General features: G+C 51.7%; 11 protein-coding genes. 1 reads left to right on the top strand and 10 read right to left on the bottom strand.

Annotated elements, in window-relative coordinates:
- Window positions 1–50 precede the first annotated feature (50 nt).
- The 7 genes from DFP98_RS10140 to DFP98_RS10110 all read right to left on the bottom strand — a co-directional run bounded on the left by DFP98_RS10140 (window position 51) and on the right by DFP98_RS10110 (window position 9991).
- Window positions 51–2945 (bottom strand): S-layer homology domain-containing protein, encoded by a 2895-nt coding sequence (locus tag DFP98_RS10140; protein ID WP_181917596.1) that lies wholly within the window; start codon window positions 2943–2945, stop codon window positions 51–53.
- 191 nt (window positions 2946–3136) lie between these two features.
- A complete protein-coding gene (locus DFP98_RS10135) occupies window positions 3137–4093 on the bottom strand; it encodes an ABC transporter ATP-binding protein (protein ID WP_116060462.1) in 957 nt (318 codons plus the stop codon).
- On the bottom strand, window positions 4090–5127 hold the full coding sequence (locus tag DFP98_RS10130) for an ABC transporter ATP-binding protein (protein WP_116060461.1): 1038 nt from the start codon (window positions 5125–5127) through the stop codon (window positions 4090–4092). Before DFP98_RS10130 ends, DFP98_RS10135 begins: the two co-directional genes overlap by 4 nt.
- 32 nt (window positions 5128–5159) lie before the next feature.
- A complete protein-coding gene (locus DFP98_RS10125) occupies window positions 5160–6098 on the bottom strand; it encodes an ABC transporter permease (RefSeq protein ID WP_391572403.1) in 939 nt (312 codons plus the stop codon).
- Between the two features lies 1 nt (window position 6099).
- Window positions 6100–7035 carry an ABC transporter permease gene (locus DFP98_RS10120; protein ID WP_116060460.1) on the bottom strand — a complete coding sequence of 312 codons (936 nt, stop codon included), beginning with the start codon at window positions 7033–7035 and terminating at the stop codon, window positions 6100–6102.
- 110 nt (window positions 7036–7145) lie between these two features.
- Window positions 7146–8840: a peptide ABC transporter substrate-binding protein gene (locus DFP98_RS10115; protein ID WP_116060459.1), complete on the bottom strand. Its 1695-nt coding sequence runs from the start codon at window positions 8838–8840 to the stop codon at window positions 7146–7148.
- 506 nt (window positions 8841–9346) lie between these two features.
- Window positions 9347–9991: an O-methyltransferase gene (locus DFP98_RS10110; protein WP_116060458.1), complete on the bottom strand. Its 645-nt coding sequence runs from the start codon at window positions 9989–9991 to the stop codon at window positions 9347–9349.
- Window positions 9992–10194: 203 nt separating this feature from the next.
- Between DFP98_RS10110 and DFP98_RS10105 the strand changes: the two genes are divergently transcribed.
- Window positions 10195–12189, top strand: a complete 1995-nt coding sequence (locus DFP98_RS10105; RefSeq protein ID WP_181917594.1) for an LTA synthase family protein — start codon at window positions 10195–10197, stop codon at window positions 12187–12189.
- A gap of 75 nt (window positions 12190–12264) precedes the next feature.
- On the opposite strand, the gene DFP98_RS10100 is transcribed toward DFP98_RS10105, so the two are convergent.
- The 3 genes from DFP98_RS10100 to DFP98_RS10090 all read right to left on the bottom strand — a co-directional run bounded on the left by DFP98_RS10100 (window position 12265) and on the right by DFP98_RS10090 (window position 13691).
- Window positions 12265–12516 carry a DUF1450 domain-containing protein gene (locus DFP98_RS10100; RefSeq protein ID WP_116060456.1) on the bottom strand — a complete coding sequence of 84 codons (252 nt, stop codon included), beginning with the start codon at window positions 12514–12516 and terminating at the stop codon, window positions 12265–12267.
- Complete coding sequence (locus tag DFP98_RS10095; RefSeq protein WP_116060455.1) at window positions 12503–12805, bottom strand: iron-sulfur cluster assembly accessory protein; 303 nt, start codon at window positions 12803–12805, stop codon at window positions 12503–12505. Before DFP98_RS10095 ends, DFP98_RS10100 begins: the two co-directional genes overlap by 14 nt.
- 655 nt (window positions 12806–13460) lie before the next feature.
- Window positions 13461–13691: a hypothetical protein gene (locus DFP98_RS10090; RefSeq protein WP_116060454.1), complete on the bottom strand. Its 231-nt coding sequence runs from the start codon at window positions 13689–13691 to the stop codon at window positions 13461–13463.
- Window positions 13692–13729 lie beyond the last annotated feature (38 nt).

Raw genomic sequence — 13729 nt, 5'->3', positions numbered from 1 at the left:
AATCACTTTATCCTAACCCGAATCGATTGTCAAGCTTATGAAGCTTGACCTCAAATGAGGTTCGACTTTTCCAACAACCGCTGGATGATCAAAGCCACCTCGGCACGCGTTATCTGGCTTTGCGCGGCAATAAGGTTATTCTTCTGTCCGTTCACCAGCCCCGCTTCGACCGCGGCGGCCATCGCCTTCCTCGCCCATTCCGACACTTGCCCGGCGTCCGTAAAGGAGCCAAGACGCTTCATCGGGTCCGTAGGGACGGACAGCTTATCGTTCAGTCCGGTAAGCTCCATCGCGTTAGCGAGAATGACGACCGCCTGTTCGCGAGTCAGCTTCTCCTCAGGACGGAACGTGCCGTCCTCGAATCCGCCGACCAGCTTATAAGCTTTAGCGGACTCGATCGCTCCGCTGAACCACGCCGTAGCGCTCACGTCCGAGTAGGAGCTGGCCGCACCCTTCGCTTGCTTAAGTCCTAACGCCCGCACGACAATCGCCGTAAACTCTGCACGCGATACCGCCAGGTCCGGCTTGAATTGATTATCCCCAATTCCGTCGATGATGAGACGCGCTCCCATCTCGTTAACCGCGTCTTTCGCCCAATGGCGGGCTACGTCCGCGAACGAGACCGGATTCCAGACGACAGCGTACGTGCTGTTTGTCAAACTATTGAAAATCGCTTGATAACGTCCGTTCTCTTGAACGACCTTTGTCGGTACGTGACGTACCGTTCCGTCCGGATCTATCGTCACGCCCGTCGTGATCCGATTCGGCCCCGTGCCGCTAGGCAGAACGATGGACCTCTCGACATAGGAAGAGAATGACGCAATCTCTAAGCTGCGCTCTCCGTACGCGGCTTCTACCGTAAATTCAAGCGCCTCGCCGACCAGCGTCAGCCCTTCTTGGGTGATGGCCCCCTGTACGGTTTTACCTTGACTCTCGGAAGGTTTGGCGATCTTCAGCCGCACCTTGATGCCCTCGGGAGAAACATTGGAGCCGAATAAGCCGCTCACAGCTTGAAGATCGATTTGCGATGCCGGCAGCGAATACGTTCCGCCCGGCGTTTGCAGTACGATGACCATCTGTTTCTGCTGCAGCGCCTTCATCGTGCCGGCTTCGAATTCTACCTCCACGGAATCCGATTGCACCGCGACCGGAACCGTGAGCGTGCCTCCCGCTTTTTCTTCGTTTAGCTTGCTTTCCAGCTTTGCTCCGTCTACGGTAACCACCGTCTTTTTAAGCCCGTTTTCCGTCTTCGTATCCGCTTTGGCCGCGCTTTCCCCCTTGCCGTTGACGAGCACGTCCAGACCTTGTTCAGAGGCCGCCGGTCCTGCCGGCGCAGGGGCGCCTCCTCCGCCTCCTTGGGAGTTTTGCGACCATCCGGCATACAAAGTCGTGTCGGCAACCACCTTGTCGGAGGCGAACGTCCACTTGTCCGTCAGCGTCGCCTCCTTATACCAGCCACTAAAGGAATAACCGGAACGGCTCGGTCTTTGCGGCTCGGCAATCAAGGTATCGTAGTCCGCCTCGACGCTTGGCACCGCGCTGCCTCCATTCGTATTAAAGTTCACCTGGTAGCGATTCAAATCCCACTTGGCATAAAGCGTACGATTCGTCGACTCGATCGGAAGCAAGTCGCCCGCCGCATAGACGGCTTCAAGATTGGCTTCATCCGTCGTCCAGCCGCCGAAAGTATGCCCCGCCTTCGCCAGGTGGCCCGTGTTGCCCAGCACCGTCGCCTCTTGTCCTGTTACGTATGCGCTCGAATCCGCGGGGACGTCGCCCTGCGTCGCACCATTGGCTTCGTAGAGAACCTGGTAGGTCGGAACCCCAATCGGTCCCGTCCACACGCTCGTCTTCGAGGTTCCGGCCAACGTTCCCGAGACGGCGATCGGAGTCACCTCAAAACGAATATACTTGTCTTTGTCTTCCTGCTGGAGGACATACTCTTTCGTGTCTGCGCCAGCGATCATAGCCTCTGCCGCGCCGGCTGCGTCATTTGCCCGATACCACTTGAAAGTCGATACGCCTTCCGCATCGGACTCTTCATCAGCGAACGTATAATCGCCCTGAAGCGTTTCCCCGACATGCGGCGTGCCCGTTACGTTCACGTTGTCGGCAGACGGTGCTTGATTCTCGGTCACGGATATGTAGCCCATTCGCGAATCTACTCCGTACATTATCTCGCCGGAGTCGTCTAGGAGCGTGTTGATGTACAGGTCAAGCGGTATGTAATCAATCGGATCGACAGCCTTGATTTTGAATTTCACCTTGAACAACGGCCCGTTCGTCATGAGCACGGAGGAGTTGCCCTCGTTGTTCCAATTCACGATTAATCCTTCTTCTTCATCTTCGATAAAAGTCAGCTCGCCTTCGCCGACTCCCGACACTTCCGCCACCTCGAATAAGTTGCGATCGTAAGAAAGCGTTACCCCGTAAGCACTGATCGGCTCGGTAGAGTTGGTGAATACCGGAACTTCTACATAGCCGCCCGCGCTTCCGCTCACTTTGCCGACGTACACTAGCTTCTTAACGGCAATCACGCCGATCTCGGTATCATACTCCGTAGTCAGTTCCAAGTTTTCGCTTGTGGTTCCTTTTTTCACCCACATCTGGCTTCGATCAAATTCCACCTGATAATTTCCAGATGGAGCCTCGTCCGCAATCCTGATGGAAAGATCGATCCGGGTCCCGTCTTCACTCCATTGTCCCCAATACGCGTCCGTTACAGGTACATCCGACTTTAAGAAAACATTGTAATCGTAAAAAAGTCCATCAGACGGAACATCTACTTCTATGGGAACGCTAATCGTATAGCCCGGCCTTCCTTCGACCCTTTCTTCCAGCTTGAACTTGATTCTATCCGATGCCGCCGCGGCGACGGAGCATAAAGATAAAAAGACGCTCAATGCCATGATGATGGACAAACTTTTCCTGAGCAGCTTAAACAAGTTGTCATTCCTCCTAATTTTTTCTCTCGATTGTCGTAACGAATTCATTATATAGCTTGACCCTCAACACATACTCAACAAGAGTGCCCCTACCAAATAGGGAAGGATAGCTCCCTCCCTGTACAATCTTCCATTCATCTGCTGATTCGCAAAAAAAAGACGAAGCGCCAACCGGCGCTTCGTCTTCATTCTTATGCGTAATGGCAAGCCGCGTAATGGTTTGGGCGCGTCTCGCGGAACAGCGGAACCTCCGCCGCGCACTTCTCCGTCGCTAGAGGACAACGCGTCCGGAACGGACAGCCGCTCGGCGGGCTGACGGGACTCGGCAGGTCGCCTTTCAGGACGATGCGCTCCTTGTTCTCCTCCACGTCCGGGTCCGGAACCGGAATCGCCGACAACAGCGCCCTTGTATAAGGATGCTGCGGGTTGGAGTACAGGTCTTCGCTTCGCGCCATCTCGACGATTTTGCCCAAATACATAACGGCGACGCGGTCGCTCATATATTTGACCATCGACAGATCGTGCGCGATGAACAGATAGGTCAACCCCATCTTCTTCTGCAGGTCGATCAACAGGTTGATGATCTGCGCTTGGATGGAAACGTCAAGCGCGGAGATCGGCTCGTCGCAGATCATAAATTGCGGATTGACCGCAAGCGCCCGGGTAATGCCGATCCGCTGCCGCTGGCCGCCGGAAAATTCGTGCGGGTAACGCGAAGCATGCTCGGCATTCAGACCGACCATCTCCAGCAATTCCTCAACCCGACGCTTTCTCTCCACCTTACTGCCTGCAAGACCGTGAATGTCGAGCGCTTCGCCGACAATGTCCAGAACGGTCATTCTCGGATTCAAGGAAGCGTACGGATCCTGAAAGACCATCTGCATTTTACTGCGATAGGCTTTTAATTTGGATTTCGACAGCTTCGCAACATCCGTACCGTCGATGGAAATACTGCCGGCCGTCGGCTCGTACAGTCGAATGATCGTACGTCCTGCGGTCGATTTGCCGCAGCCCGATTCGCCGACGAGGCCTAGCGTCTCACCCTTCTGGATCGAGAAGCTGACGTCGTTAACGGCTTTTAGAATACGATGATTGCCCAGATCGAAATACTTTTTCAAGCCTTCAATCTCGATAAACGCCTTGCTCATACGCTAGCCTCCTTGCTGCCGGACGAGCCCGCCTGTTTCGCATAAGGATGCTGCAGCCAGCAGCGAACCGATTGCGTATCGCTGAGGATTGTATAATCCGGAACCTCGGTTTCGCAGACGCGCATCGCTTCGTCGCAACGGTCGCAGAAGCCGCAGCCTTGCGGCGGCTTGATCAAATCCGGAGGAGTTCCGAAGATCGGAATCAGCGGCTCGTCCTTCGCCTGATCGAGGCGAGGCAAAGATTTCAGCAGCCCTTTCGTATACGGGTGCTGCGGATTGTTGAATATTTCCCGCTTCGTCCCCGTCTCCACCACTTGTCCTGCATACATGACGATAACGCGATCGCAAATATCCGCAACGATCCCCAAGTCATGAGTGATCAGAATGATCGACGTGTTCATTTTCTGCTGCAGTTCCTTCATTAAATTCAAAATCTGCGCTTGAATGGTTACGTCGAGAGCCGTCGTCGGTTCGTCGGCGATAAGCAGAGACGGATTGCAGGCCAGCGCAATGGCGATAACGACCCGCTGACGCATGCCGCCGGAAAATTGGTGCGGATATTGCTTCAGCCGGGTTTCGGGATTCGGAATGCCGACCAAGCGCAGCAGCTCGATCACCCGTTCTTTCGCCTCATTGGCGCTCAGCTTCTGATGCTGCAGCAAGCCTTCCATAATCTGCTTGCCGACCGTCATCGTCGGATTCAACGATGTCATCGGGTCCTGAAAAATCATGCCGATTTTGTTGCCCCGAACTTTCTGCATCTCTTTCTCGGAAAGGGCTAACAAATCCTGACCGTCAAGCAGCACTTTACCGTTCTTGATTCTTCCTGGCGGCATCTGGATCAAGCGCATGATCGTCTGGGCGGTAACGCTCTTGCCCGAGCCCGATTCGCCTACGATGGCTACCGCTTCGCCTTCCTCGATTTGAAAGCTGACGTCCCGTATAGCTTGCACTTCACCGGCGTATACATCAAACGAAACGCTCAAATTTTGAACGTCCAGTAATTTCTTTTTCGCAGCTTGTGTAGATTTCATGAAGGCCTCGACCTCCTTTCCGCATCTCTCGTCTATTTTTTCAGCTTCGGATCGAACGCGTCCCGCACTCCGTCTCCGAATACGTTAAAAGCAAACATCGTCAAGCTAAGGAAAAATGCCGGGAAGAACAGCCTCCACGGATACAACGTCATCGACTTAACCCCGTCGTTGATCATCGTTCCCCAGGAAGCGACCGGCGACTGAACGCCAAGACCCAGGAAGCTTAGAAAAGCCTCCGTAAAAATCGCGCTTGGAACGGTCAACGTCATCGTTACGAGAATCGGTCCCATCGCGTTCGGAATCAAATGACGGAAAATGATCCGCATCGCGCCTGCGCCAAGCGCTTTGGACGCGAGTGCGTATTCCTGGTTTTTCAATTGCATGATCTGCCCGCGCACGATCCACGCCATGTTAATCCAGCCGGTAATCGACATCGCTACGATAATCGTAGTTAAGCTCGGCTCCATAACCACTAGCAGCAAAATAACGACGAGCAGGTAAGGAATGGCATATAGAATTTCCGCGAAGCGGTTCATGATCTCATCCACTTTGCCGCCGTAATACCCCATGATGCCGCCGTAGATGATCCCGATAATCAAATCGATTAATGCGGCCATAACGCCGACGAACAACGAAATTTGCGCGCCCTTCCACGTTCTTTCAAACAAATCGCGGCCAAGATCGTCCGTACCGAACCAGTGTTCTGCGCTCGGGGGCAGGTTTGTCTTGCTCAAATCATTGGTGAAATGATCATACGGATATAGAAGCGGCGCGAATAGGGCGAAAACGATAACGGCAATCGTAATCCAGAAACCGGTCATCGCCAGCTTATTGCTGTACAGCCTCATGCGAATATCCTGCCAGGCTGTCAGTCTTTTGCGCTCAATTTTCTCGGATGTCCGGGAATCGCGATCAAGCGGTTGGAACATGTCCGGTCGAAGAGCATTCGTCTTGGAATCTTTCTGTAGCAAGCTATTTCGCCCCCTTAGCGCCGGACATTCTAATGCGCGGATCGACCAGCGCGTAGGCAATATCCGCCAACAGTCTGCTGACCATCAAAATGACGGCATAAAAAATCGTGATGCCCATAATGAGCGGATAGTCCCGATTCGAGACGCTCTGCACGAAAAATTTGCCCAGTCCGGGAATTGCGAAAATTTGCTCGATGACGACGGAGCCGGTAATGACGCTTGCCATCAGGAAGCCAAGGAAGGTGACGACCGGAAGCATCGAGTTGCGCAGCGCGTGGCGCCACACGATCAGATGTCCGGCCAAGCCCTTGGCCTTCGCCGTCTTAATAAAGTCGGCGTTTAACACTTCTATCATGGTTGAGCGGATCAACCTGGCGATAAAGGCGATCGAAGAGGCCGACAATGCAATCGTCGGCAGCACGTAATCGAGCGGTCCGTTAAGCCCGGCCACCTCGAACGCCCTAATTTTCACAGCGAAGACGTATTGCAAGAGCGGCGCCATAACCAAACTCGGTACGGCCAAGCCGATCGTAGCGATAACCATGGATAGATTATCGAGAAACTTTCGATGATACATTGCGGCAAGAATGCCTAGCACGCAACCTGCTATAACGGAGGTCACTACAGACACTAAACCAAGCTTAAGCGAATATGGAAAAGATTCTTTAATAATTTTATCTACTGCTTGAAACTTCTTCTTCATTGAAATGCCCAGGTCGCCCTGAACGAGATTTTTCAAATAAACGCCATATTGGACGATTAGCGGCTTGTCCAAGCCGTAATACGCTTCCAAGTTTTTCTGGATGGTCGCGCTGGTTGCTTTTTCCGCCTTCAGCGGACTTCCTGGCACGGCATTCATTAGAACGAACGTGGCCGTGACCAGGAAATACAACGACAGTAGCATAAACACGATTTTTTTCGCGATATAACGAATCAAGCTTTCTTCACCCGCCCGTTCTCCCTTTATTATGCAACCGAAAGGGTATATATAGGGACGCTATATATACCCTTCCAGTCATGGACATTTAATGTTGCACACGCAATCGATTAATTTTTCTTACCGAATGCCCAGTCCAAGTGACCTGCATAATCGGAGACGACGTCTTCAAAGCCAGGCTTCAGCATCGTAACCGTCGTGTAGTAGTAGATTGGCAGTACTGCCATATCGTCCGCAATTGCGATTTTTTCCGCTTTCGCGATCAGATCTACGCGATCCTTCTCCTCGGCTGCGACGATTGCATCGTCGAGCGCCTTGCCGACTTCCGCGTTTTCGTATTGGCCGTCATTGTTCAAAGATTTCGGGTGAATCAGGTCATACGAGAAGTTGATCGCATGGTTGAAGTCTGCGCCCCATCCGGAACGAGCCAGACCAAATTGGCCAGCGTCTCTTGTTTCCAGGAATGTAGCCCATTCTTGATTCGACAGCTTAACCTCGACATTGAGGTTTTTACGCCACATATCCACAATCGCTTCCGCAATCGCTTTGTGACCCTCGCTCGTATTGTACAGAAGCGTCGTTTCAGGGAATTTATCGAGACCCTCTTCCGCTAGACCTTCAGCAAGCAGCTTCTTCGCTTCCTCAATGTTTTCCGAGAAGTAGCCGCTATCCGGATACATTTCGCGGAAGCCTTTGCCGTCCAGACCGTTGATGCTCGGCGGAATCAGAGCGAATGCCGGCGTTTGGTTCGCTTTAGCCACGTTGTCGATGATGGCTTGACGATCGATCGACATTGCGAATGCTTTACGAACTTTGACATTGTCAAACGGCTTTTGCTTCGTGTTGAACAGATAGTAATACGTCGATGCGATTTCTTTGATTGTCGCTTTTTTGTCAGCCACAAGCTGCGGAACTTGATCGGTCGGTACGGAGCCTGCTTGAGCGCCGATCCAGTCGATTTTGTCGGTTTGGAACATGCTGAATACAGTGGACTCGCTCTCTACAAGAGAGATCGTTACCGTATCGAAGTTTACTTTGTCTTTGTTATAGTAGTCAGGGTTTTTCGTCAGAACAAGCTTGTCGCCGTGCGCCCAATCCTTCAGCAGGAAAGGTCCGTTGGATACGATCGTCTTAGCGTCGGCAGCCCACTCTGGCTTGCCGTCCACGGAAGCCGGATGAACCGGCCAGTACGTGTAGTGAGCGATCAAGCTATTGAAATAAGGCGTAGCCGAAGCAAGTTTAACTTCCAGAGTCGTCGCGTCAAGCGCCTTGACGCCGACTTCGTCTTCCGTAGCTTGCTCGGAGTTGTACTTCTCGCCATTCTCAAGGTAGAACAGCATGTATGCGTATTCGGAAGCCGTTTCAGGATTCAAAGCGCGCTTCCAGGAATATTCGAAGTCATTTGCAGTAACCGGATCCCCGTTGCTCCACTTCGCGTCGTCGCGAAGCTTAAACGTGTACGTTTTGCCGTCATCGGACACCGTCCACTCTTTGGCGATCGCCGGCTCCGGAACGCCTTCCGGATTCAGACGAGTCAGGCCGTCGTACAGGCCGGACGCAACGATCGACGATTGAGCGTCGGTCATGAGAGCAGGATCCAAGCTTGGCGGTTCACTTGCCAGTGTAAAACGGAATTCTTGCGGAGTTTTGTTCTCCTGAGACGCCTGGCTTTCCGCAGGCGAGTTGCCCGCGCTGGCGGACGGCGAAGCCGTGTTCTTGTCTTTGTTGTCGCTGCAAGCCGCTAGAAGCGAACCGGCAAGCGTAACTGCCATTGCAGTCGATAAAACCTTTTGATACTTCATCATTATTGCCTCCCCGTTTTATTGAGTATCTTCTCTGGAGCGCTTCGTTTCTATGCGCCCTAGATCTCTGCAAATCTTCAGCAAAATTCGCAGAGCAATATTCCAGTCAACTCCTTTCGCATATGAATGCTGAGTTCAAATGCTGATGAATCTTCTGGAACAAAAGACATCTTACTATGAAATGTTCGTATTCTGCAATGAGAGTTTATGGAACGATGGGCCTCTGAGTAGCTTTATGTAAGGTTGCCTAACACATTCATGACAGAAAACGCTTACATATATGATTAAACATTTACCAGCTTGTATAAACATTCATCAGCATTGATATCAATGTAAATCGGCAATACCCATGCGTGAAAAATTGTTCATAAAAGTGGTAAATAATTGAATTAATATTATAGATTTGGGCATTTCTTTGGTAAAATACTAATTAAATTAAAGGATTTGCTCATTAATTGATTATACATCTGTAAACAGAGCTCTTTCCGCGTCAAAATCACATTTGCCTATTAATCCGCTCCCGCTTTCACGCGTGCTAGCGCTAAACCGTCATATGCCGGCAAATGAACCCCTTGCAAACGCGCATCTCGCGCAATCGTCAGGTTAAATTGGCGAAGCGCTTGAACTGACGGACCCTGCTTCGCCGGATCGATCGTTTTCCCTCTAAGCAGCGTATTATCGGCCGCAATGATCGCTCCCGGATTTGCCAATTCCAAACAAGCTTCCAAATAAAGCGGGTAATTTTCCTTATCTGCATCAATGAAGAAAAAATCAAACGACGCGCCGCTTTCCTTCAATTGCCGAAGATTTGCCGCCGCTTCCCCGACGAGATATTCCACCTTGTCTCCATGGCCCGCCGCCGTCAAGTTAGCCTTTGCCAGCTCGGCATATTCGCTTTGTAATTCCAGCGAGACAAGCTTGCCTTTCGCAGGCAGTCCGCGAGCCAGACATATGCCGCTATATCCGCCGAGGGCGCCGATTTCAAGCGCATTTACCGCTCCTGAAGCCGACACCAGAAGCGTCAACAGCCGCCCGTAGCCTGCAGCTACGGAAATATCCCGCATCCCCGCCTCGCGCAAGCACTCGGCAACCCTTTCGAGATCAGCGTCCGTTTCATAAAGTGCGTCGAAATAAGATTCAGGTGTCCTATCCATCTTTTATTCCCCCATCCTGTTATCCTCGGCTTTACAGCCGATTTACGCTTTTAAGCGCGTGTTTTTACACAAAGTTTGTAAATTCCTTGGCAGAAGAGCTATACTAAACTTTGCTTATGTTTCATGAGAAATCATTATACGGCGGCAAGGCGGCATTAGAGGTTGGATACAGCGCTTGCCGAATGCCGGAAAGGAAGTTGATTATGCTGTCAAAAATGCGATCCTTCGCCGGAGTATGGCTGAGCCGGAGCTGGAGCGCGCTAGGTACGTGGCCGATCTGGGGGATCGCACTACTCGTGGCGTCGATATTATATAAGTTAAACGAATTGGATCACCAATTCAATGTCGGCGGAATGAATTATTGGAAGTGGGCGGTTAATCTCGGAGCGACGCTGCTCGTCTCCTTCTGGACGATTTTCCTGGGGGTGCGAGCAAGAGCGGTGTCCCTAGCCGTCTTGGATCTTGCCTTGTCGTTCTTAATTTTCGCAGATCTAATTTATTTCCGTTATTTCAAGGACTTCATCTCCGTCCCGGTGCTGCTGCAAGCCGGCCAAGTGGGCGAGCTGCAAGACAGCATCTGGAGTCTGATGCGTCCGGGAGACTGGATTTACTTCGTTGATCTTCCGTTCGCCTTCGCTCTGGCCGGGTGGATATTATGGAAGAATTCCGCCAAGCGGGCGCTTGCAAAACAGCGGAATTCGCAGTTCTCACGTTCCGGGATCGGCTTCCTCTGGCGTAAACTGCTGCCAGCCTCTCTTGTGTTTGTCGTCGGATGGGCGCTCGTCTACTATCCCGTTGAAGAACAGAAGAATGGCTGGGCTCGCGGCCTGTTCGTCGGAAACTGGTGGAACGTTCCGATCTACAATGTGACGGGGCTGCTTGGTTTTCACGGCTATGACGCCTATCGTTATGCCAATGAGCATTGGTTCGGCGCTAAGCTGTCCGAGGAACAAATCCTGGAGACGAAAAACTGGTTTGCGGACAGACGTCAGCTGCAAAAACAGGCGGAGTCCGAGCCATTATTCGGACAGTATGCAGGCAAGAACGTGCTGATCATTCAGGCGGAAGCCTTCCAAACGTTTGTCATCGGGCAATCGATCGGAGGAGAGGAAATTACGCCTAACCTGAATCGCCTGATCGGACAGAGTATTTATTTCCCGAACTTCTATCATCAGACGGCGCAAGGCAGAACCTCCGACGCGGACTTCCTGACCAGCTGTTCGATGCATCCGTTGCCGACCGGCTCCGTGTTCATTCGGTTTGCGGGCAACGAGTTCGATTGCGCGCCGGGCATACTGAAAAGCAAGGGCTACGGGGCGACGGTCCATCACGCTTACGATGGAAGCTTCTGGAACCGCAACAATATGTACCACAACATGAACTACGATCAGTTCTACAACCTTAAAGATTATCGAATCGATGAGCCGATCGGCTGGTCGCTCGGAGACGAGTCCTTCTTCCATCAAACGGTCGAGCAGTTGAAGGAACGCGGACAATCGCCTTTTTACGCCCTGTCCATTACGCTTTCCAGCCACCATCCGTTTAAACTGCCTTCTGTCAATCAGGAGTTGAAAACAGGCGAGCTGGACGGTACGATCATGGGAGACTACGTCCAGGCAGCGCACTATGTGGACGCTGCGGTCGGAAAGCTCGTTAGCGATTTGCAAGATGAGGGCCTATGGGACAATACCATTGTTATGTTCTACGGGGATCACGACAATTCCGTCTATGATTGGAATTTATACGAGAAGCTGTTGGGAAAACCGATTTCCGAGCTGGATAAGGATCGGATCGTTCGACAAGTACCGTTCTTCATTCATCTTCCGGGTGATGAGCATGCCGGCGTCATCGAGAAGGCGGTTGGACAGATCGATACGACGCCTACTCTAATGCACTTGCTTGGCATCCCGACGGATGATCGTTACTTTATGGGAGTCAGCATGTTATCTCAAGCTCAGAAATCCGTCGTCTTCCGCAACGGCGGCTTTACCGACGGCCGAGTGTACTTCGTGCCGAACGCGGACGGTTTGATCGAGAATGGCAAGTGCTATTCCCTTGAAGGGGAAGAAGCGGCTGAAACCGATGTCGCCGCCTGCGTCGAAGGAGCCGAAGCCGCGAAAAAAGATTTGAACGCTTCCGATCTTACGATCGAGAACGATTTGATTTCGCTGTTCCGCGAAGAAGACGGCAAATTCTAAAGCGTCAAACAGAACAAGGCCATCCGCGATTCCTTTCGGAGAATCGTCGGATGGCCTTGTTCGTTGCGAACATCCTCATTTGACATACTTGCTGGCGATGTCGATCGCTTCGTCTTCCGTTGGAGCCGTTACATAGCGCCCGTTAATAAAAACGAAGGCTTTACGGGCGCAAGGCCCGCAATAAGACTTGCACGCCACCTTGATTTCGGTCCCCGGGGCCATCTTCTGCAGCTTGGGCAGCATAGACTTGACCCGGATATGCTTGCATTTGTCGCAAATCCGGATATCGTTCCGGGAAACGACGCGATTATAATCAGTGGTCTCCATGGTTCCCCTTGCTCGGATTCGTAATGACGAATCCTTCTTGCGGAAAATAAAGATAATCGATCTTCACGCCGTCGAGGAAGGAATCGTCCTTGGTCAGAATAACATCGATGTCTTTATCCGTTGTCACGACCTCGTCCTGCTCAGTCGGCTTGGCCAGATCCATACCGTAATGCGCATGGTCCCCATGGCTGTGCGTAACGAATACTTTAAGAGTCAGTTCGGCGTTCTCAGGCTTGTCCAGTTCCAGGCGCAGCACTTTTGCCGCATTGCGTGTAATTTTGCAGTTCATTTAATCTTCACTCCCGTCGGTTTCTCCGTTCTATTGTAATGAGTTTATTTGCGGAAAACAAGGAGCTATCCCATAAGCGTTACATAATTGCGCTGAAAGATAATCGATGATAAAGGCGAAAGGAGTATGTCCCCCCCCTCCGATGCTATACGCTCCTGAAATTTGGATAGGCAAACCCGTTAAAAGGTGATTTCAGGAGCGTATGAGGCAGTCTACGGGCTAATCATAACCCACAACACTTCCAGATAATTCCTAGAAACTATTCGTATAATTATCGAAGACGCTTTAGTGGCATACAATCCCTGATCTTGGTTGATTTATACGATTTTCCCTACAAACGTTCGTCGTTTGAGTCTGAGCCGAGTTGCTTTGTGCGGTTTTTCCTACAAACGTCCGCCGTTTTAAGTCTGAGCCGAGTTGCTTTGTACGGATTTTCCTACAAACGTCCGCCGTTTAAGCCTGGTTCGAGCTGCGTTGTACGAATTTCCGACTAACTTCCCGCGTAAGCTCATGTGTGCAAAATAGATCCGTCGTAAAAGTTTAATATCCCATAAATTAGAAACGTTGTGGGTCATGATTAGGTCTCCGGGAGATACATACTCCTTGCTTATATATTGATTATCTCAAACAACTCTGCGATCAGCCCTAGTCGAGCTCACAGACCGTATTTGCGCTCCATCGCCTTCGCATACCATATCGCGGCCACTGCGGTGAACGCCGCATCGTCGATAGGGAGCATCGGCATGAAGTCCGGCAGCACCCAGTACAGCAACACCGGAATGATAAAGATTAGCTTATCCTTAAGCGCTACCCTGCCCGAACGCAATATTCTCCACACCCGTCCGGGAATGCGCAGCCATAACGTAAGACCGGATTTGCGAGCCACGAGAGAACGCCCCTTCCTGTGTACGAAGCTTTCTCTCA

This window comes from Cohnella phaseoli (assembly GCF_003386235.1).
Lineage (GTDB): Bacteria > Bacillota > Bacilli > Paenibacillales > Paenibacillaceae > Cohnella > Cohnella phaseoli.
The sequence above is the reverse complement of the archived record's forward strand: the minus strand, read 5'-3'. Positions and strand labels throughout refer to the sequence as shown.

Bases quoted from the DNA above. Each gene is read 5' to 3' on its own strand.
- DFP98_RS10135 (WP_116060462.1), bottom strand. From the start codon at position 4,093: ATGAGCAAGGCGTTTATCGAGATTGAAGGCTTGAAAAAGTATTTCGAT.
- DFP98_RS10130 (WP_116060461.1), bottom strand. From the start codon at position 5,127: ATGAAATCTACACAAGCTGCGAAAAAGAAATTACTGGACGTTCAAAAT.
- DFP98_RS10100 (WP_116060456.1), bottom strand. From the start codon at position 12,516: ATGGAGACCACTGATTATAATCGCGTCGTTTCCCGGAACGATATCCGG.
- DFP98_RS10110 (WP_116060458.1), bottom strand. From the start codon at position 9,991: ATGGATAGGACACCTGAATCTTATTTCGACGCACTTTATGAAACGGAC.
- DFP98_RS10115 (WP_116060459.1), bottom strand. From the start codon at position 8,840: ATGATGAAGTATCAAAAGGTTTTATCGACTGCAATGGCAGTTACGCTT.
- DFP98_RS10105 (WP_181917594.1), top strand. From the start codon at position 10,195: ATGCTGTCAAAAATGCGATCCTTCGCCGGAGTATGGCTGAGCCGGAGC.
- DFP98_RS10095 (WP_116060455.1), bottom strand. From the start codon at position 12,805: ATGAACTGCAAAATTACACGCAATGCGGCAAAAGTGCTGCGCCTGGAA.